The sequence below is a fragment of the Janibacter cremeus genome, from assembly GCF_013409205.1.
GTDB lineage: Bacteria > Actinomycetota > Actinomycetes > Actinomycetales > Dermatophilaceae > Janibacter > Janibacter cremeus.
The window spans coordinates 1,929,551-1,948,574 of the sequence record NZ_JACCAE010000001.1; the positions used below are offsets into that span (position 1 = coordinate 1,929,551).

The following is a 19,024-nucleotide window of genomic DNA, read 5'->3' on the forward strand; positions in this document are numbered from 1 at the left end:
GGCCCGCATCCACTTGGGTGCGGGCCCCTCAGCGCTCTGCGGCTCTCGGACATGCTGGGTTCCTAGGTGTATGCGCCGACAGTGCTGGACCGCCCCCGCGGCGGCGTAGTCGCTGACCTTGTTCGTCGATTGGATGAGGGGTACACCTCCAGCGGAGGAAGTTGAGAGTCGCGGCGGCCGGTGGGCCGGCCCTGATTGTCAGCACACCACGCGCGCGGAGGAGAAGCGGACTGTGTCGTCACCGCCTTCTGATGAAGGCTGACACCCAGTTGCCCAAATCACGCGCGCACCCGTCGACCGCGGCCGACCAGTCGTGCGCGGTCTCGTCGGCGTTGTCGCTGACGACCTTCACCAGGTGGACGGGCACGCCGAGCTCGGTGCAGGCGAGCGCGATCGCGTAGCCCTCCATGTCCACGAGGTCGGCACGCTGTGCGAGCGAGTCGCGCACGGCCGGATCGGTGACGAAGACGTCGCCACTGGCGAGTGTGGTCGAGTGGGTGCTATCGAGCTCGAGCCGCTCGCGGGGGTCCAGGCCCAGCTGACGAATCGCCTCGGCCGACAGGTCGTGGTTGGTGACCGTCCCGATCTCGTGCAGCCCGGTGACGCCCTCGCGCAGGGCACCGGCCGTGCCGATGTTGACGACGACGAGCTCATCCCGCCGCGGATGCTCGCAGATCGCCCGGGTCACGGCGACGGCTGCCAAGGTCTTGCCGACCCCGGTGATGAGGACTTCCACGTCGTCGGGAAGGTGGGCGGCCTCGGCCTCGATGGCGGCAACGACGAGAAGGTGCATGGCGGGAGGTTATCCCCACGTACAGTGCGAGACATGGCCAACCAGGTCCCGCACGCGCTCCTCACGGGCGTGAGACTCCGCTCCGGCAGCGACCCCGTCGACATCCGCGTCCGCGGCGGCGTGATCGCCGAGATCGCCCCGCGCCTGAGCCATTCCGGTGCCCAGGTCCACGACGGCGGAGGGGCCCTGGTCATCCCCGGGCTGTGGGACGCACACGTGCACTTCGGTCAGTGGGCGGCCATGACACGACGTGTCGACGTCTCCGACACCTCGGGCCCACAGGAGGTCACCGCCCGGATCGCCCGGCACATCGCCGAGACGGACCTGGAGCCCGGTGCGGTGGTGCAAGGATTCGGCTGGCGCGTCACCGATTGGGACCGACTGCCGACGACCGCCGAGCTGGACGACGTCGCCGGTGACCACCCGGTCATCCTCATCTCCGGGGACTGCCACGCCGGATGGCTGAGCAGCGCCGCCTTCCGTGCGCTCGGCCGCCCCCACCAGCCCGGTCACCTCGACGAGGACGACTGGTTCCCCATCTACAGCCACCTGAGCGACCTGCCCGAGGACCCCCGGATCGTCCACGGTTCCATCGACGCCGCCATGCGTGACGCCGCAGCCAAGGGCATCGTCGGCATCGTCGACATGGAGTTCGAGTCGGGCCGTACCGCCTGGCCCTGGCGCACCGCAGCCGGCCTGGACCGGCTGCACGTGCGCACCTGCACCTACCCCGAGGGCCTCGAGGACGTCATCACGGCCCGCGCGCGCACCGGGGACGTCCTCGACGAGGCCGGCATGGTCACGATGGGTCCCCTGAAGGTCATCAGCGACGGTTCGCTCAACACCCGCACGGCGTGGTGCTGTGAGCCCTTCCTCACCGACACGACCCTCGGTGACCCGCGCGGCAAGCAGAACGTCGACCGTCAGGAGCTGATCGAGCTGCTGACCCGAGCCCGCGAGAACGGCCTCGTCGGGGCAGTCCACGCCATCGGCGACGCGGCTCTGGTCGACGCCGTCGCCGCCTTCGCCGCCAGCGGCGCCCGCGGCAGCATCGAGCACGCCCAGCTCGTGCGCCGTGAGGTCCTGCCGCAGATGGCGCAGCTCGGTCTGGTCGCCAGCGTCCAGCCGGCTCACCTGCTCGACGACCGTGACTCGACCGAGGACCTCTGGCCCGACCGACTGGACCGATGCTTCGCGCTGCGTTGGATGGCGCAGGCGGGGGTCTCCCTTCGTCTCGGGTCGGACGCACCCGTCGCACCGCTCGACCCGTGGCTCGCCATGGCCGCCGCCGTCCACCGCAGCGCCGACGAACGCGATCCCTGGGCGCCGGAGCAGGCCCTCACCCCACAGGAGGCGCTCGCGGCCTCGACCGATGGGATCACCGCGATCGAGGTCGGCGGGCCCGGCGACCTGGTCCTCCTCGAGGAGGACCCGATGCCCGAGAGCCTGACCGGGACCGCCGAGCAGGCGGACCGCCTGCGTGCGATGCGCCCCCTCGCGACCTTCGTCGGGGGGCGCATCACGCACTCCTGATGAGACATGGGCTCTGGCCCCCACCGGGCGTGAGTAGGAGCCAGGGCCCATGTCTGCGCGAAGGGAGGGTCAGCTCACCGTGTCGATCGTGACGCCGTAGTAGTTGGCTGCGTCGACGACCGGCTGGAAGAAGCTGTACGACCCGGCGTTGTGGCCCTGGTTCCAGCCGCAGTTGGCACCGACCGGACCGCCGGAGGTCATCCCCTGGGCGAGGTTGCCGACGCCGATGTAGGCGCCGCCGGAGTCACCGCCCTCGGTGCACACGCTCGCCTCGGCCAGCCCGGAGACGACGGTCCCGCCGTAGTTGACCGTCTTGTTGTAGGCCGTGATCTCACCGCACGTCCACCCGGTGGTGTTGCCGGCCTTGCAGATCTCCGACCCGATCGCGTTCTTGCTCATGCCCTTCACCCCGTAGTAGCCGGAGTGGCCGCGGCTGTCGACCTGCGGCACCCCGGTGTCCTCGGAGTCGATGTCCATCAGACCCATGTCGACGCTGCTCGACCCGCTGTGGAACCGGGTGTGCACGCCCTCTCCGATGTGGGTGCCGTTGCCGTCGAGGATCGCGGGCAGGCCCTCCACGCAGTGACCGGCGGTCAGCAGCACGTTGTCGCCGTTGGACAGCCGACCCGGGTACCCGAGGCTGCAGTTGGTGCCGGGGGAGAGGTCCATGATCCGGCCCGGGACGACATCGGCCTGGGTGGTCAGTGCCTCGCCGGTGCTCACCGACACCTTGTCCATCGCGTCGAGGCGGTGGCGCAGCCCGCGCGGAGCGTCCTCGGCCAGACGGACGTCGACGACCCCGTCGGGCAGGTTCGCGCCGACGGTGAGCACGTGTGCGGAGTCCTTGCCGGCGTGCTCGAGGACCTTCTCGGCGAGCGAGTCGAGCTCGCTCTGCGACGAAGCGGTCTCCGGACGAAGGCCGGCGGCGCGTACCTGCGCGGCGTCGGTGCGAGGCACGCCCACGACGAGCTGGGTCCCCTCGAACCATGCCCCGTCCACACCGACCCCGCGCTTCTCGAGGGTCTGCAGCGTCTCCTGCTTGTCGTCCTTGACGGCGAGGTACCTCTCGGCCTGGGCCTGACTCTTCCCGTCGCGTTCCATCACGTACTCGGTCAGCGGTGCAGCCATGTCCTTCGAGACCCCGGGATCCCCCGGCGTCGGGGCTGCGCTTCCCATCGGGGCGAGCACCACGCTCGCTGAGATGAGGGCACCGGTGAGGCTGAGTGAGTTGCGCAGGTTCATGCCATCTCCTTGATGTCGACCGTGGCCGGGTTGTCCGGCCAAGATCGACCGTGGCCCAGCGAGAGGTGGTCCGTCATGTGAGATAACTGATTCGATGAGCGAAGGGGGAACTTCCGTCCTGGGCGGGAACCCCTGCTGACCGTTTGGTCACCGGGGCGGGAAGGTCGGGGCCTCGAGGTGCCACGATGAGGCCATGGTCGATGTCGAGCTGGCGGAGGTCGCCGACTTCCTGGCCGGGCACGCGCCCTTCGAGGCCCTGCCCGGGACGGTCCTGCGTGACCTGCCTGCCCGGATGACGAGCCGCTACCACCGGCGGAGCACGAGGTTGATGACCGTGGGTGTCGACAACAACGACCTCATCGTCGTGCGCTCGGGTGCGATCGAGATCCGCGACGCCGACGGTGACCTGGTCAGCCGCGGCGGGGAGGGGACGACTGCGGGCTCGACGACCCTCGTCGGGACCAACCCGTCGCGCTTCGACGTCGTCGCCATCGAGGACACCCTCGTGCTGCTCCTGCCGCGAGGGGTCTTCCACGAGCTGTCGGCGGCGCACCCCGACTTCGCCGACCACTTCGACGCCGAGCGGGCGGACCGGCTGCGGATGGCGGCCTCCTCGGTCGCGACGAACGCCGCCGGCCAGGCGATCCTGCGCTCCTCCGGCCGCGACCTCATCCGCCAGGCGCCGATCGTCACCGTCCCGATCGACGCGACCATCAGCGAGGCGGCAACGGTGATGACGACGCAGGACTCCTCCAGCGTCCTCGTGCTCGACGGCAAGCGGGTGGCTGGGATCCTCACCGACCGGGACCTGCGTCGGCGGGTGGTCGCCCGGGACATCGACCTGCACGGGCCCGTGGCGCCGGTGATGACCCCCGACCCCGTCGTCGCCCCGGCGGAGACCGCCGCGGTCGAGCTGCTGCTGACGATGGTCGAGCGACACGTCCACCACCTGCCGCTCGTCGAGGACGGGCAGCCGATCGGGGTGGTGACGTCGACCGACCTGATGCGCCTGGAGCGGGTCAACGCCGTCCACATCGTCGGCGACATCACCCAGCAGCGCGACGTCGCCGGCGTGGTCGAGATGGCCGGGCGGGTTCCGCGGCTCGTCGAGCAGCTCGTCGAGCAGGACGTCGGCGCCCACGACATCACCCGGATCGTCACCTCCGTCGGTGACGCCGTCGAACGACAGCTGATCGCCCTGGCCCAGGACGAGCTGCGCGAGGACCACGGTCCACCGCCGCGCTACTGCTGGATGGTGCTGGGCTCACGGGCCCGGCACGAGCAGGCACTGGGCAGCGACCAGGACCACGCGGTGATCCTCGCCGACGACGCCCCCGACGGCGCCGAGGAATACATCGCCGCGCTGGCGGACCGGGTGGTCGAGGGACTCGAGGCCGCCGGCTACCCACGCTGCGAGGGTGACGTCATGGCGACCAACCCCCGCTGGCGCCAGCGCCTGCGCGGGTGGCGGCGCGAGTTCCGCCAGTGGATCCATGAGCCGGTCCCGGATGCGGTCCTCGGCGCGAGCATCTTCTTCGACTCCCGCCCACTCCACGGCGACGAGGCGCTGCACGACCGGCTCGCGGAGGACATCGCGACGTGGGTGCCGCAGGGACGCAAGTTCCTTGCCCACCTGACGAAGGAGGCGCTCGCCCACGAACCCCCGCTGGGCTTCTTCCGTGGCTTCGTCCTCGCCAGGGCAGGGGAGAACAGGGCCACTCTCGACCTCAAGCGCGGTGGCGTGGGCGCCATCGTCGACCTCGCCCGGGTCCACGCGCTCGGTGCCGGGCTCGTCTCGGTCAACACCAGGGCACGTCTGCTCGCGGCAGGGCGCGTCGGTGCCATCGATGCCGACACGGCCGCGAGCCTCGTCGACGCGCTGGAGTTCATCTCGCACGTGCGGCTCGCCCACCAGGCCAGACAGGCCGCGGCCGGTACCTGGCCCGACTCACGGCTGCGCCCCAGCGATCTGACCGCATTCGAGCAGCGCTCGCTCCGGGAAGCCTTCCACGTCGTGCGTGGCGCGCAACAGACTCTCTCCCAACGCAATCCGACGCAGTACTACACGTGATGATCGGCCTTCGCAGATCACCGCAGCGTCGTCGGGAGTCCGCGGCGGCTGCCGCCCCACACGGCCCACTACGCGACTACCTGTCCACCCCCTTCCCCGATCAGGGCACGCCGTTGGCCGAGTTGCCGCTGCTGGCCATCGACGTCGAGACGACCGGCCTCGACGTCGGGCGTGACCGCGTCATCGCGGCCGGCTGGGTGCCGGTCGACGGCACCACCATCGATCTCTCCGGCGCGCAGCGGCGCATCGTGGGGATGCGGATGGACGTCGGTGACTCCGCGACGGTGCACGGGATCACCGACGACGCGATCGCTGCCGGGGCCGTCCCGAAGGAGGTCCTGGTCGAGGTGCTCGAGGCCCTCGCCGGTCGGGTGCTGCTGGCCCACCACGCCTCGATCGAGATCGGCTTCCTCTCCGCCGCGTGCCAGCGGGTCTACGGCGCCCCCCTCGTCGTCAGCTGCGTGGACACCCTCGCCCTCCAGCATCGCGTGCTCACCGAGGGGGTCGGCGCACCGGCCGACCCGTTGCCGGGTGCGGTTCGGCTGTGGGCCTCCCGCGAGCGGTACGGCCTGCCGCCCTACCGCGCCCACGAGCCGCTGACGGACGCCCTGGCCTGTGCGGAGCTGTACCTCGCGCAGATGGCGGAGCTCTCCCTCCGCTCGGCAAAGCCGTTGTCCCTCAAGGCCGTCCAGCGGATCTGACCGCCCGGGCGAAGGGGGTCGGACCCGGATTTGCGTGCTCTCACCAGAGTGGCTAGTCTGGAGTCATTCCAAAACACGAGGTCCTCCAAAGAGTCCTCGTGGGTGGGAAATCCAAAACCCGAGAGATGCACAGGAGTCCAACGCATGTCCCTCATCAACACCCAGATCCAGCCCTTCGAGGCCACCGGTTACATCGACAGTGAGTTCAAGGACTTCTCCCAAGCGGACATCGCCGGCAAGTGGGCGATCTTCTTCTTCTACCCGGCGGACTTCACCTTCGTCTGCCCGACGGAGCTGGAGGACCTCGCCGCTGAGTACGACAGCGAGCTGAAGGACCTGGGCGTCGAGGTCTTCTCCGTCTCGACCGACACGCACTTCACGCACAAGGCGTGGCACGAGACCTCCGACGCGGTCGGCAAGGTCACCTACCCCATGCTCGGCGACCCGACCGCTGCGATCTCGCGCAACTTCGACATCCTGCGTGAGGACGAGGGTCTGGCCAACCGCGGCACCTTCCTGATCGACCCGGACGGCGTCATCCAGTTCATGGAGATCACCGCCGAGGGCATCGGCCGCAACGCCAAGGAGCTCGTGCGCAAGGTCAAGGCCGCGCAGTACGTGCGCAACAACCCGGGCGAGGTCTGCCCGGCCAAGTGGGAAGAGGGCGCCGAGACGCTCGCCCCGAGCCTGGACCTCGTCGGCAAGATCTGATCGTCCTGCAGCATCTCGGATGAGGGGTGACGCGCCCCGCGCGTCACCCCTCACCCACCCCGTACATCCCCTTCGTCCCACAGGAGTCGTTTCCGCCATGGCCCTCGATCCGAATCTCGCCACCCAGCTCACGGCCTACCTCGAGAACCTCCGCGAGCCGATCGAGCTCGTCGCGACCCTCGACGACGGGGCGAAGTCCATCGAGCTCGACGAGCTGCTCGTCGAGATCGCGGGTATGAGCGAGCTGATCACCCGTCGTGTCGTCGAGGGTGCGGAGCGCGATGAGCGCGTCCCGTCCTTCGCGATCACCCGCACCGGCGCGCCCGAGGTGTCCGTGCGCTTCGCCGGTATCCCGATGGGCCACGAGTTCACCTCCCTGGTCCTCGCGCTGCTTCAGGTCGGCGGCCACCCGAGCAAGGCATCCCAGGACGTCCTCGACCAGATTCGGGGACTCACCGGTGTCCACAAGTTCGAGACCTTCTTCTCGCTCAGCTGCCAGAACTGCCCGGACGTGGTCCAGGCCCTCAACCTCATGAGCGTGCTCAACCCCGACATCGAGCACGTCGCCATCGACGGCGCGGTCTTCCCCGACGAGGCCGACGCCCGCGGCGTCATGGCCGTGCCCACCGTCTTCCACAACGGCGAGAACTTCGGCTCCGGCCGGATGGAGCTGCCCGAGATCGTCGCCAAGGTCGACGAGCTCTCCGGCGGTGACGCCGCCGAGCGCGCCGCCCAGGAGCTCAACGCCCGCGAGCCCTACGAGGTGCTCGTCGTCGGTGGCGGCCCTGCCGGCGCCTCCGCCGCGATCTACGCCGCCCGCAAGGGCATCCGAACCGGGATCGTCGCCGACCGCGTCGGCGGCCAGGTCCTCGACACCATGTCGATCGAGAACCTCGTCTCCGTCCCGCACACCGAGGGGCCGAAGCTCGCGGCCGACCTCGAGCGCCACATGTCCGACTACGACATCGACCTCGTGCGCAGCCAGCAGGCGGCCGGCCTGAGCGAAGGCCGGGACGGTCTGACCATGGTCGACCTCGCGGGCGGCGCGGCCCTGTCGGGCAAGACCGTCGTCCTGGCCACCGGAGCACGCTGGCGCACCATGGGTGTCCCCGGCGAGGAGGAGTACCGCAACAAGGGCGTCACCTTCTGCCCGCACTGCGACGGCCCTCTCTTCAAGGGCAAGGACATCGCCGTCATCGGCGGCGGCAACTCCGGCGTCGAGGCCGCGATCGACTTGGCCGGCATCGTCGGCCACGTCACGCTCATCGAGTTCCTCGACGAGATGCGCGCCGATGAGGTCCTGCAGCGCAAGGTCCACTCCCTGCCCAACGTGGACGTCCGCCTCGGCACCAAGACCACCGAGGTCATCGGTGACGGCGGCAAGGTCACCGGTATCGCGATCGAGCCGCGCGACGGTGGCCAGGGCGAGCAGCTCGACGTCGAGGGTGTCTTCGTCCAGATCGGCCTGCTGCCCAACACCGAGTGGCTGGGAGATGCCGTCGAGCTGTCCGAGCGCGGCGAGGTCGTCATCGACGGCGTCGGCAGGACGAACCTGCCCGGTGTTTTCGCCGCGGGTGACTGCACGATCGAGCCCTACAAGCAGATCGTCACGGCCCTGGGCGCTGGATCCACCGCTTCGCTGAGCGCATTCGACCACCTGATCCGCAGCAGCGCGCCCTCCGAGGAGGCGGCCATGGCCGCGACGAAGGTGGCCGACGGCCCCATCGAGGCCGGGGACCAGATCGACGTCCCGGACTCCGTGGGCGCGAACGCCTGAGGCTCTGGACAACCTTCACCGTGCGCTGAGGCGCGAAGGCCGTCAGCGGCCGTAGCCTCGAAGCGACCAACCCCCTTCGTAGCCAAGGAGATCCACATGAGCGAGCAGATCGACCTGTCCGACCACGGCCCTGCGCCCTACGTCGTCAACATCGAGGACGCGACGCTGGAGAACACCAACTACCGCTCCACGCTGTGGACCGGCACGTACATGCAGCTGACCGTCATGGCGATCGCGCCCGGTGACGACATCGGCCTGGAGGTCCACGAGGACCACGACCAGTTCCTGCGCATCGAGGAGGGCCGCGGTCGCGCCCAGCTCGGGCCGGCGCAGGACGACCTGTCCTTCGACCGCGAGGTCGGCGACGACGACATCGTCATGGTCCCCGCCGGCCAGTGGCACAACATCACCAACACCGGTGACGTGCCGCTGAAGGTGTACTCGCTCTACTCCCCGCCGGAGCACGTGCACGGCACCGTCCACGCGACCAAGGCCGACCAGGAGGCCGACCCCACCGAGGACTGACCGAGGACCCGGTCAGCCGCGGGTGGTGCACGGGTCAGGTCGTGTTCGATCCGCGCGGTGGCGCCTCCTCGCCGCTGGGATCACGGTCCTGGCGTTGTCCGAGCTGCTGCACGTCCTCGGCGCTGACGGTGTCACGCAGTCGCTTTGACCTGGCGTCGCTGCGCAGCCGACGTACCAGTTCCAGGCGTGCCCGGGCGGTCTCGGACTCCGGCCAGACGCGGTCGCAGGCCGCGTTCAGCGCAGCCCCGATCAGGATCGCGACGGCGGTGAGGTACAGCCACAGGAGTAGGGCGATGGGCGCGGCCAGCGGACCGTAGATCGACGTGCCCCCGATGACGCCCTGCAGTGCCCAACGCAGGACGTAGCTACCCAGGATCCACAGCAGCAGGGCCAGGCCTGCTCCGGGGAGGTCGTGGCGCCACGAGGTCCGCACCGGTACGGACAGGTGGTACAGCGAGGTGAGGAACGCGACGCTGAGCAGGATCACCGTGGGCCAGTACAGGGTGGTCAGTGCCTGCAGCTGGTCCGGAAGTACCGAGTCGATGATCCGCGGACCGAGCAGTATCAGCGGGACCACGATCACGCCGACGACGAGACCGACGACATACAGCCCGAACGAAAGGGCCCGGGTACGGACGATGCCGCGTCGTCCGGCGAGGCCGTAGAGAATCGTGATCGTCTCCACGAAGACGTTGAGTGCCCTCGACCCCGACCACAGGGCGACCACGAAGCCGATGGATACGACGTCGAAGCGCCCACCCCGGAGAACGTCGTCCAGCGTCGGCCTGATGACGCTCTCGATGCTGTCTTCGGTCAGCACCCGGCCGGCCAACCTCAGGGTGGTGTCGCGAAGCGTCTCGACCTGGGCCACGGCGAGGGTGTCGACGAAGAACCCGATGCTGCCGGCGAGCGCGAAGATCAGTGGCGGAAGGGACAGGATGGCGAAGAAGGCTGCCTCGGCGGCCAGCCCCATGAGCCGGTGCCGGAACGACGCGACCACGGTCGAGGTGATCAGCTGCCACGCGGCGCGCCGAAACCGGGTCCACGCATCGGGGCGGCTCCGCGCGCCCCCTGCCCCGTCCGGCCCCATGACGTCACGGTATACGCGCGCGAGAGCCGGAGCGGGTGTCCCTTGGGGAAGAGACGGGCCGCCTCTCCCGACGAACACCCCTCGTCGCAAAGGTGACCTCGGAGTAACATCACGCTCATGAAGAGCACCATCGCCCACACGCACCTGCCCGGGGACGGCGAGCCGGTCGTCCTCATCCACGGGATCGGCCACCGGCGCCAGGCGTGGGGCGAGGTGCCGCAGCTGCTCAACGACCGCGGGTACGACGTCTACGTGGTCGATCTACCCGGTCACGGTGCCTCCCCGACACCGACCCGCCCGGACGGGTACTCGATGCGCAGCACCGCTGAGCAGTTCGAGCGGTTCTTCGTCTCGCACGGGATCGACACACCGCACGTCGTCGGCAACTCCCTCGGTGGGAGCGTCAGCCTCGAGCTCGCCCACAACGGCGCGGTGGGCACGGCCACGGTGCTCTCCCCGGGGGGCTTCTTCCCGGTGCACCACCTGCCCAACATCGCGGCGAACCTGCTCTTCATGAAGGTGGGCAGCCACCTCCCCGAGGCGGTGCACCGCACGCTGGCCGGCCACACGTGGTTCCGCAAGTTCGCCTTCCGCTCGCTGTACACCCACCCCGAGACGGTCACGGTCGAGACCGCGGTCGGCGACACCCTCAACCTGCGTCGGTCGAAGGGGTTCTGGCCGCACTTCTTCCGAGCGACCGTCATGCGGTTCACCAAGGACGTGCAGGTGCCCACGACCGTCGCCTGGGGCGACACCGACCGGCTGCTCCTGCCGTCCGAGGCGCACACCGCCCGCACGCGCCTGCCCGAGGCCACGCACGTGACGCTGCCGGACTGCGGTCACTGCCCGCAGCACGACCACCCGGACCTGGTCGTCGACGTCGTCGTCGCGACGATCAACCGGGCCGACCGTGGGGCGGGTCCGACCGAGCACGAGGGCGTGGCGACGCAGCGCCCGGGCGCCTGACCCTACCGACCCCGCAGCGACTCAGTCGGCCGGCGGGACCTCGGGGAGGCGGTCTGCGCCCCAGGTGCGCGTGATGGCCGCCACGACCCGCTCGACCTCTTCGGAGGTCACCGAGGCGTAGTCGCCGGGCTCGAGCGGGTCGAAGTGGAAGATGTACAGCCGTGAGGCGAACTGCTCGAAGGGCAGGGACGCCTCGCCGAAACGCTCACCGGTGCCGGCCGTGCTCACGACGACGTCATCGCCCCAGTCCTGACCGCTGTCGTTGTTCGGGTTGTAGAAGTAGACCCGCATCGTGCCCGCGGGGTCGAGGGCCACGCGCAGCACCGTGATCGCGTGCCACCCGACGAAGCGGGCTGCGGCGTCCGTGACGGCGATGCCTGCCGGCTGCGGGTGGATCAGCGGCTGACCACCGTTGTGGAAGGGGTGGTAGGTGGCGTAGAAGTGCTGGACGAACCCGTCCAGGTCGGTCAGCCTGCCGGTCCCGACGTCGACGTTGATCCGGAACCCTCTCCCTGCCCACCATCCGTGGAACTCGGGGTTGATCCACCGGTGCGGGTCGCCCGCACGACCGGCGCAGCGGTGGCCCATCTCGGCGTAGATCCGATCCAGGTGGGGGACCACGAGCAACGAGACGGCGTCGAGGTCGATCGGCAACGTGGTCGCCAGACCGACTGCCGTGTCGCAGGAGGAGATCGCCTGTCCCTCGAAGTGCATGACGATCTCGTCGTCACGGGCAGCCCAGACGATCGTCTGGAGGAGATAGTCGGGATCGTTGTAGGCCCACATGGACATGGCGCGGGCCGACTGGCAGGTCGGGTTGTCGCCCTGCCCGATGCCCAGTGGCTGGCCGAGCACGGACAGCGTCCCGGCGAGCAGCCAGACGCGCGCATCGTGCGCGGTGCCGAAGGCGAGCTCGAGGCGCTCGCGAGCGTGCGCGGACAGGGGCACGTACAGCTGCCGCCACAGCGCCGGGGCCACCGGTGGCTCGAAGAGCACTCCCCGCTCCAGCATGAGCGTCAACCCGTAGACGTCCTGCGCCGTCTCGGGGTGCACTGCCTCGTCGATGAGCTTGTCGACCAGGTCGTGGAAGCACAGCAGGCTCTCCCGGCCGGTGCTCGAGAGCCCCATCGCCTCGCTGAGGAGGAAGTCGCTCCGCTCACGCAGGAAACGCAGCAGGGCCGCGTGGTAGGCGGACACGAGTCCGGTGTCGTGCATCGATCGGGCGAATCCGTTGGCCTCGTACTGCAGCGTCATGTCGTCCATCGACTCCAGGCGCAGGCGGTACTCGGCGACGCCGGGGTCGTCCCGGGATGCCTCGGTCGGACCGAAGAGGCTGCTGACGAGGCGGTCGACCCCGCGAGGCAGGTGTCCCGTGCCCAGGTCGGAGTCGGTCATCGCCACGGCGATCTGGGTGATGGTCGCCTTGACGTGGTCGACCTGGACCGGGCGCTGGCGCAGGATCCGCCAGATCTCCTCCACCACCTGGTCGAGGACGGAGCCGTAGCCGAGCTGGTCGACGATGTGCTTCATCGCGGCCCGGGTCACCTGGGCCATCCGGCCCTGCTGCTCACGTTCGGCCTCCGTGGGCGCGGAGAAGAGCAGCGTGGCATTGGCCGCCAGCACCTGCAGGACGTGCTCGCGGGCCTCGTCAGCGCTGATGCCGGGGTGCTCCAGCGTGCCGAGGGCGACGGCCACGAGCCGCAGGTCGCTGACGACCTCCATCACGACGGTGTCGGCGTCCCCGCTCCGCAGGGAGGCGGGGCTGAGCGCGGGGACCAAGGCGCTGGGTGTCGCCCAGTCGGTCCCCGCGAAGATCCCGGCCGACTCGAGCTCGCCGGCACGTGCCTGCACGGCAGCCGGCCCACCCGGCTGCCGCAGGACCAGCCGGAGCCCGTCCAGGACCCGGCGCAGTCGGGTGGTCTTGCCGATCTCGCCGGCCTCGTCGAAGGCCCGGACCGCGTCGGTCAGAGTGCGCAGGCGCTTGTCCAGCAGGGAGGTGTCCGACTCCACGCGGATCACCCCATCAGACGTAGAAGTCAAGGTCTTCCTGTCGCGAAAGCAACTCGCGCATCGTGTGCGGGTCGTCGCCGAAGAAGTAGAGCAGGCCCCAGTGGGTCCCGAAGGCGGTGCGCTTGGTCACCGTCTCCTCCAGCGGGGTGGACAACTCGTGGGACTCGAAGTACTCGTGGTCCTCGGTCTCCTCCGGCATCTCGAGCGTGCTCACCACGCGCCGTCGCGGGTACACCCCGAAGCACCCGGCGTACCCGGTCGCGTCCTCGACCTCGCGGGGGAAGAAACTCGTGACCTCCTCCTCGGTCGTCTTCGGGTCGAAGGCCAGCACGAGCGCCTGGTAGGCGTTGAACCCGTAGGCGCGCTCGATGAGCTCGAAGACCTTGAAGCCCGGGGGACGGTAGGCGACCTCGCCGAAGTACATCTCGCCGTCGCTGGTGACGAAGTACTCGGGGTGGACGAAGCCGAACTCGATGTCGAAGGTCTTGATCAGCTTCTCCAGCTGCCGGGTGATCTCCGGGCGGTAGCGCTCCAGGTCCGGTGAGGCCGGGACGAAGACGGAGTAGCCGAGCCGCACGTACTCGGAGATGTTGAGGAAGCGGATCTTCCCGTTGTGCACCCAGGCCTCCACCGCGAACTCCCACCCGTCCAGGTGGGACTCCATCAGGACGGGGAACTCATCCTCCGGGATGGAGTCCACCTCGTCCGGGGTGCGGATGATGCGGTGGCCGAGGCAGCCCGCCTTGTCGAGGGCCTTCAGGTGGATCGGGTCGTTGGGGTCGCCGTCGAGCTTCAGCAGCGTCTGGTTGACGCGCTTGAGGAAGCGGATGACGTCCTCCTGCTCGTAGGCCTCCTCGAAGATGCCCACGCGGATGCCACCGAGCTGGGCGCGGCGCTTCATCAGCGCCTTGTCCCGCAGGAGCATCGCCTGACCGAAGAGCTTCGGCTGGTCCATCACGACCGCGTTGATGGCGCCGGCCCACTCGACCGTCTCCTCGAACAGCGGGATCGCGACGTCGACACCGAGCCCCTTGAGGGTCTCGGCGATCTCCATGGAGCGGTCGTTGAGTCGCTCGAAGTTCCAGGGCACGTAGGGGATGCCGTGCTCGCGGCAGTAGTCCTCGGCCCAGTCCGGCGCCACGACGACGTAGCGCCGGTCGAACTGCTCGACGGCCTCCACGGCGTTGGGGCTCCAGCCCAGCAGCGCCACGAATCCCTTGCCGGGGTCGCGTCGCTCCGGGTGCGGATCCCGTGTCGTGCTCTCCGCCCGGTCCTGCTGGTCGGACATGGTGGTCGACTCGTGAGTAGGGGTCACTCTCCCGCTCCCTCCTGCCGCCGACGTGGGCGACGCTTGCTGGACCGCACCTTGGGGGATGCGCGGGTCTCGTCCCGGTGGGACCACACTACAGACGCACGGCCTCAGCGCACGTGGACGATCCCGTGCGCTCCCTTCTCCCCGGCGGTCATCACGTGGTTGACGAAGGGGTAGTGGCCCGGCTCGGGGAAGGACAGCTCGACGAAGCCGCCCTGCCCGGGGAGCAGTGCGAGCGCCTGTGACCCGGTGTCGGGCCCGCCCACGCGGCCGGGCCCGCCGACCCGGTAGGCGCCCTCCTGCCACACGGTGTCGAACTGGCCACCGATGACGTGGAAGGACAGCGGAGAGTCGGGCCCGGCGTCGAGCACCCAGAAGCGCACGCGCTCACCGACCTTCGCGCTCAGCTGGTCCGCGTCGTACTGGAAGGCTCGCCCGTTGAAGGTCGTCGCGGCCGGTGCCTCGTCCGTGGACTCGCCGGCGTAGATCTCGGACGCGGTCAGCACGTACGAGCGGTCCACCTCGGGCAGATCCGGCGGCTCGATGACCACCGCTCCGTGCATGCCCTTGGCGATGTGCGTCGCCATCGGCATCGTCGCGCAGTGGTACATCCAGATCCCCGCCCGCTCGGCGGTGAAGGTGTAGGTCAGCTCCTCGCCCGGCGCGATCGTGCGCATGGGGCGATCAGGGGCCAGGGCCCCGGCGTGGAAGTCGATCGAGTGCCCGATGCTGCCGTCGTTGACGAGCGTGATGACGAACTCGTCGCCGACCCGTCCGTGCAGCACCGGCCCGGGCGCGGTGTCACCGAAGGTCCAGCGCGTCTGCGTCACCCCGGGCGCGACCTCGACCTGCAGATCCTGCACCCGCAGCGTCACCCGGTGGGTCCTCTCGTCGGTCAGCGGCGGCAGGGTGGCGTCGTGGGCCCGGTGGTCCTCCGGCCACTCCGCGCCCGGGTCCAGGGCGAAGGGGGGCTCCTCGCCGTGGTCGCCGTGGTCGCCGCCCGCTCCCGGTGGCGGCTCGTCGGAGGCCGCGTCCGCTGGTGCCCCGATCACGTCGACGTCGAAGGTCATCCCCATGGCCCTGTGGCCGGTGACGGTGCACCAGCCCTGCCGGTCGGCGCCGACGACGCCGAGGTCGAGGGTGGCGCTCTCCCCCTTCGTCAGGCGCGGGGTCCGGTGCTCGTCGTCGAAGTAGAGGTCGTGGACGGTGCTGCCGTCCTCGCTGGTCAGCTCGATGACCAGCCGGTCGCCGGCGGGCACCTCGATGCTCGAGGGGGAGTAGCTCATGTCCTCCTGCGCGACGACTTCGACCGTCGTGGTCTCGCCGGTCGGCGAGACGCTCGTGGCGGGTGCGGCGACCGGCCCGCTGCCGCCGTCGAGGACCGGCTGGAGGGCCGGCCCGGCGGCGAGCGCCAGGGCGACGAGGGTGACGCCGGCCATGAACTGCGTGCGGGGGAAGGGGGGATCGAGCACCCGGGCGGCCTCGGCCCGGCCCAGCCGGGGGTCGCGACGCGGGTCGGGAGTCGAGGTCGCGACCTCGCGGCGGGCGGCGACGAGGCGCTTGACGCCAACGAGCATGACGGGGATGAAGGCCGCGAGCCCGATGAGCACGAGGGTGGTCAGCACGACGCGGGTACCGGACGGGACCGGCATGAGGGACAGGGCGAGGGGGACGTTGATGATGACGATCCGGGTCATGCCCAACCGGTCGAAGGCCTCGATCCCGACGCGGACGACCTTCGGGCCGCCACCGATGACCGCGGGCACCAGGTGGCTGAGCGCGCCGCAGAGGACCTGCAGGGCGAAGCCGACGACGAGCACCGCCGCGACCCGGCCGTAGCCGATCGTCATCGCGGCCATGTCGGGCGCGGTGGCGACGCGCCACGCGACCATCACGATGCCGACGAGGAACCACGCCGCACCGGCCGCCACCGACCAGGACGCGAAGTGCATCGGCGGTTTGGCCCGGGCCGGTGCGATGAGCGAGCGGCCGGTCCACAGCAGGGCGACCAGGTAGCCGAGCACGCCGGCGAGCAGCAGCCAGCGCCATCCGGCCAGGGCGCCGACGAGCGCGAGCGAGAGGCCCGTGACGAGAGCGGGCAGGGCCTGGGTGGCGCGCTTCTCGGCAGCAGGATCCATGCGCACCCGCAGGATCGTCGGCCACAGCGTGATCAGGGTGCCGGCGACGGTGATGCCGACCCAGCCGAGCACGTTGACCAGGGAGTGCGCCAGCGTCATCCGTGCGTGCATCTCCTCGGACTGGCCGCGGGCGAGGAGCACCCCGAGGGTCGCGCCGACGGGGAGGAAGGCGGCCGAGGCGAGGTAGTGGTGCACCACGATCCGGAACCGCCCCGGCAGAGCGCCGCGCAGGCGTCGCACCAGCTGCCACCCGTGCCACAGGACCGCGAGGACGACGGCCGACGCGCCGACCAGGGTGAACCACCACCACGTGGTCGGGACCCCGATGAGGACGCCGATGATGCCCAGGTGGAGCAGGACCAGTCGCCGGTTCTGTGTGGCCCGTAGGTCGATGTCGGGGCGGTTCTTCAGCAGGCTGACCGTGAAGTGCGTGCTCCACACCATGATCGAGTGGGTGAGCGCACCCAGCGCGATCATGTGGACCATCAGCCAGGTCGAGTCCGGGACGAAGGGGTGCACGACCGCGGTGATGACGGCGGCGACCATCCACAGCAGGCCGGGACGGTCCCGCATCACCCAGGCGCCTCCCTTCGCCCGCTGCTGCGTCGGTCGCGGGGTCGAGAGGCTCACGGGGCCACGGGGGAGGTCGGGACGCTCGCCGCCGTCAGGGCATCGACCTCGTCCCACTCATCCCCACCGAGGGTGGTCAGGGACGCGGGGAAGAGGCCGTTCTCCTCCCGCTGGATGTGCGAACGCAACTCCCGGTCGAAGCGGTCGACGAGGTGGCTCTCGCCGGTGCGGATGCGGGCGAGGAGGTCGTCGAGGTCCACGTGCTCGCCACAGAGGGTGTCGATGTGCTCGCTGAACTCCTCCTCGCGGCGCAGCACGGTGAAGAGGCCGGCCTCCTCGGCGTCGGTGTGCGGGGCGAGCAGCCGGGCGACATCGTCGACGAGCTCGACGATCTCGTTGGTGCGGCCGTCGGTCACGGCCCGCCGCAGCAGTCCGGTGACGTTGATCAGCTCGTCGTGCTCGGTGCTGAACCGGCCGATGATGCCAATGGAGCGGCACCCGCAGTAGGAGCACATCGTCGGGTCAGGACTGGGCTCGGGTCAGCCGCAGGGTCCAGGCGTCGGGACCCTGCTGGAGGTACTCGACGCTCCACGTGTCGGGCTCGAGGCCCTCGACCTGGCGCAGCAGCGGCTGCGGGTCGTGGGGAGCGACGAGGTCGAGGGAGCGACCCGGCCTGATCGCCGAGAGTGCGCCGATGACGGTCGCGTGCCGGATCGAGCGGGGGACGGGGCGCAAGTCGAGGGCGGGGATCTCCTCGACCATGGGCAGGTTCGTGGACATGGGGCTTCCTTTGCCGTCGGCGCGGGCCGGGTCGGGTTGCCCAACCCGCACCCAAATTACTACATTAGGAGTCGTGGAAAATACAAACCTCGGGCCGCGGCCCGCACCCCAGGCGGACCCGAGCGACCTCGGCGCCGCGGTGCGGCAGGTGCTCGAGGTCCTTCGCGCCGGCGGGCGACCCATGCGGGTCACCGAGATCGCCGCCGGTGTCGGGTCCCACGAGAACACCGTCCGCAGCCACCTGTCGCAACTGCTCGACCGTTCGCTCGTCACGACCGCCACGGCTCCCGCGGAGGGGCGCGGGCGCCCGGCCGTGCTCTACGAGGCCGGTCCGGCGCCCGGTGTGCGGGTGGACGAGTACCGCGCGCTGACCGGGGCCTTCGCCGCCGACCTCATCGCCGGCGGTGACAGCCCGCAGGTGCGCGAGCGCGCCCGACGCATCGGCCGGGCCTGGGGCGAGCGGCTGGCCACGCCCGGGGCCACGGTGAGCGAGCGCGAGCACCTCGACACCACCCTCGCGGACCTGGGCTTCGGGCCGGTCCGTGACGGCGCGACCGTGCGCCTGACGACCTGCCCGCTCCTCGACCTCGCCGTGGAGAACCCGGACGTCATCTGCCAGGTCCACCTCGGCCTCGTCGACGGGACCCTCGAGCGGGGGGACGACGACGAGCCGGCCGAGCTGACCCCCTTCGCCGAGCCGGGCGCCTGCCTGCTGCGGGTGCCGGAGCGCTGACGCCCGCCCGCGGCCGTCACCATCGCCCCGTTGGTTGAGGTGAAGGCGTGCGGCCATCCGTTCGGTGGCACA

Annotated in this window: 16 protein-coding genes; 8 read left to right on the top strand and 8 right to left on the bottom strand. The window is 70.2% G+C overall.

The features are described from left to right. Positions 1 to 238: 238 nt before the first annotated feature. Complete coding sequence (locus tag BJY20_RS09190) at positions 239 to 793, bottom strand: nucleosidase (protein WP_185991255.1); 555 nt, start codon at positions 791 to 793, stop codon at positions 239 to 241. A gap of 33 nt (positions 794 to 826) precedes the next feature. Between BJY20_RS09190 and BJY20_RS09195 the strand changes: the two genes are divergently transcribed. Further along, a complete protein-coding gene (locus BJY20_RS09195) occupies positions 827 to 2,326 on the top strand; it encodes an amidohydrolase (protein WP_185991256.1) in 1,500 nt (499 codons plus the stop codon). 69 nt (positions 2,327 to 2,395) lie between these two features. On the opposite strand, the gene BJY20_RS09200 is transcribed toward BJY20_RS09195, so the two are convergent. Then, entirely contained in the window at positions 2,396 to 3,568 is a 1,173-nt protein-coding gene (locus tag BJY20_RS09200) for a S1 family peptidase (RefSeq protein ID WP_185991257.1), read from the bottom strand. 193 nt (positions 3,569 to 3,761) lie between these two features. Between BJY20_RS09200 and BJY20_RS09205 the strand changes: the two genes are divergently transcribed. The 5 genes from BJY20_RS09205 to BJY20_RS09225 all read left to right on the top strand — a co-directional run bounded on the left by BJY20_RS09205 (position 3,762) and on the right by BJY20_RS09225 (position 9,353). After that, positions 3,762 to 5,639, top strand: a complete 1,878-nt coding sequence (locus tag BJY20_RS09205; RefSeq protein ID WP_185991258.1) for a DUF294 nucleotidyltransferase-like domain-containing protein — start codon at positions 3,762 to 3,764, stop codon at positions 5,637 to 5,639. Next, the gene (locus tag BJY20_RS09210) at positions 5,639 to 6,340 is read left to right on the top strand and encodes an exonuclease domain-containing protein (RefSeq protein WP_185992541.1); all 702 of its coding nucleotides are present in this window, start codon (positions 5,639 to 5,641) and stop codon (positions 6,338 to 6,340) included. The genes BJY20_RS09205 and BJY20_RS09210 overlap by 1 nt, the downstream gene beginning before the upstream one ends. A gap of 144 nt (positions 6,341 to 6,484) precedes the next feature. Then, a complete protein-coding gene (gene ahpC / locus BJY20_RS09215; RefSeq protein ID WP_185991259.1) occupies positions 6,485 to 7,051 on the top strand; it encodes an alkyl hydroperoxide reductase subunit C in 567 nt (188 codons plus the stop codon). Positions 7,052 to 7,148: 97 nt separating this feature from the next. Continuing rightward, positions 7,149 to 8,828: an alkyl hydroperoxide reductase subunit F gene (gene ahpF / locus BJY20_RS09220; RefSeq protein WP_185991260.1), complete on the top strand. Its 1,680-nt coding sequence runs from the start codon at positions 7,149 to 7,151 to the stop codon at positions 8,826 to 8,828. A 96-nt stretch (positions 8,829 to 8,924) separates the two neighbouring features. Next, complete coding sequence (locus tag BJY20_RS09225) at positions 8,925 to 9,353, top strand: cupin domain-containing protein (RefSeq protein WP_185991261.1); 429 nt, start codon at positions 8,925 to 8,927, stop codon at positions 9,351 to 9,353. A 34-nt stretch (positions 9,354 to 9,387) separates the two neighbouring features. Here BJY20_RS09225 and BJY20_RS09230 read toward each other — a convergent pair whose 3' ends face one another. Continuing rightward, positions 9,388 to 10,443 (bottom strand): YihY/virulence factor BrkB family protein, encoded by a 1,056-nt coding sequence (locus BJY20_RS09230; protein ID WP_185991262.1) that lies wholly within the window; start codon positions 10,441 to 10,443, stop codon positions 9,388 to 9,390. A gap of 117 nt (positions 10,444 to 10,560) precedes the next feature. Here BJY20_RS09230 and BJY20_RS09235 point away from each other — a divergent pair, with 117 nt between their 5' ends. Further along, positions 10,561 to 11,409, top strand: coding sequence for an alpha/beta fold hydrolase (locus BJY20_RS09235; RefSeq protein WP_185991263.1), 849 nt, complete (start codon positions 10,561 to 10,563; stop codon positions 11,407 to 11,409). Between the two features lie 21 nt (positions 11,410 to 11,430). Here BJY20_RS09235 and BJY20_RS09240 read toward each other — a convergent pair whose 3' ends face one another. From BJY20_RS09240 to BJY20_RS15700, 5 genes are all read right to left on the bottom strand, one after another. Continuing rightward, complete coding sequence (locus BJY20_RS09240) at positions 11,431 to 13,419, bottom strand: hypothetical protein (RefSeq protein ID WP_221935291.1); 1,989 nt, start codon at positions 13,417 to 13,419, stop codon at positions 11,431 to 11,433. A 13-nt stretch (positions 13,420 to 13,432) separates the two neighbouring features. Next, positions 13,433 to 14,734, bottom strand: a complete 1,302-nt coding sequence (locus tag BJY20_RS09245) for an ATP-grasp domain-containing protein (RefSeq protein ID WP_221935292.1) — start codon at positions 14,732 to 14,734, stop codon at positions 13,433 to 13,435. Between the two features lie 104 nt (positions 14,735 to 14,838). Next, complete coding sequence (locus BJY20_RS09250; RefSeq protein WP_343062832.1) at positions 14,839 to 17,499, bottom strand: multicopper oxidase domain-containing protein; 2,661 nt, start codon at positions 17,497 to 17,499, stop codon at positions 14,839 to 14,841. Further along, complete coding sequence (locus tag BJY20_RS09255) at positions 17,496 to 17,954, bottom strand: hemerythrin domain-containing protein (protein WP_185991264.1); 459 nt, start codon at positions 17,952 to 17,954, stop codon at positions 17,496 to 17,498. Before BJY20_RS09255 ends, BJY20_RS09250 begins: the two co-directional genes overlap by 4 nt. A gap of 7 nt (positions 17,955 to 17,961) precedes the next feature. Continuing rightward, positions 17,962 to 18,219: a DUF2249 domain-containing protein gene (locus BJY20_RS15700; RefSeq protein WP_221935293.1), complete on the bottom strand. Its 258-nt coding sequence runs from the start codon at positions 18,217 to 18,219 to the stop codon at positions 17,962 to 17,964. A gap of 73 nt (positions 18,220 to 18,292) precedes the next feature. Here BJY20_RS15700 and BJY20_RS09265 point away from each other — a divergent pair, with 73 nt between their 5' ends. Next, the gene (locus BJY20_RS09265) at positions 18,293 to 18,952 is read left to right on the top strand and encodes a helix-turn-helix domain-containing protein (protein ID WP_221935294.1); all 660 of its coding nucleotides are present in this window, start codon (positions 18,293 to 18,295) and stop codon (positions 18,950 to 18,952) included. Positions 18,953 to 19,024 lie beyond the last annotated feature (72 nt).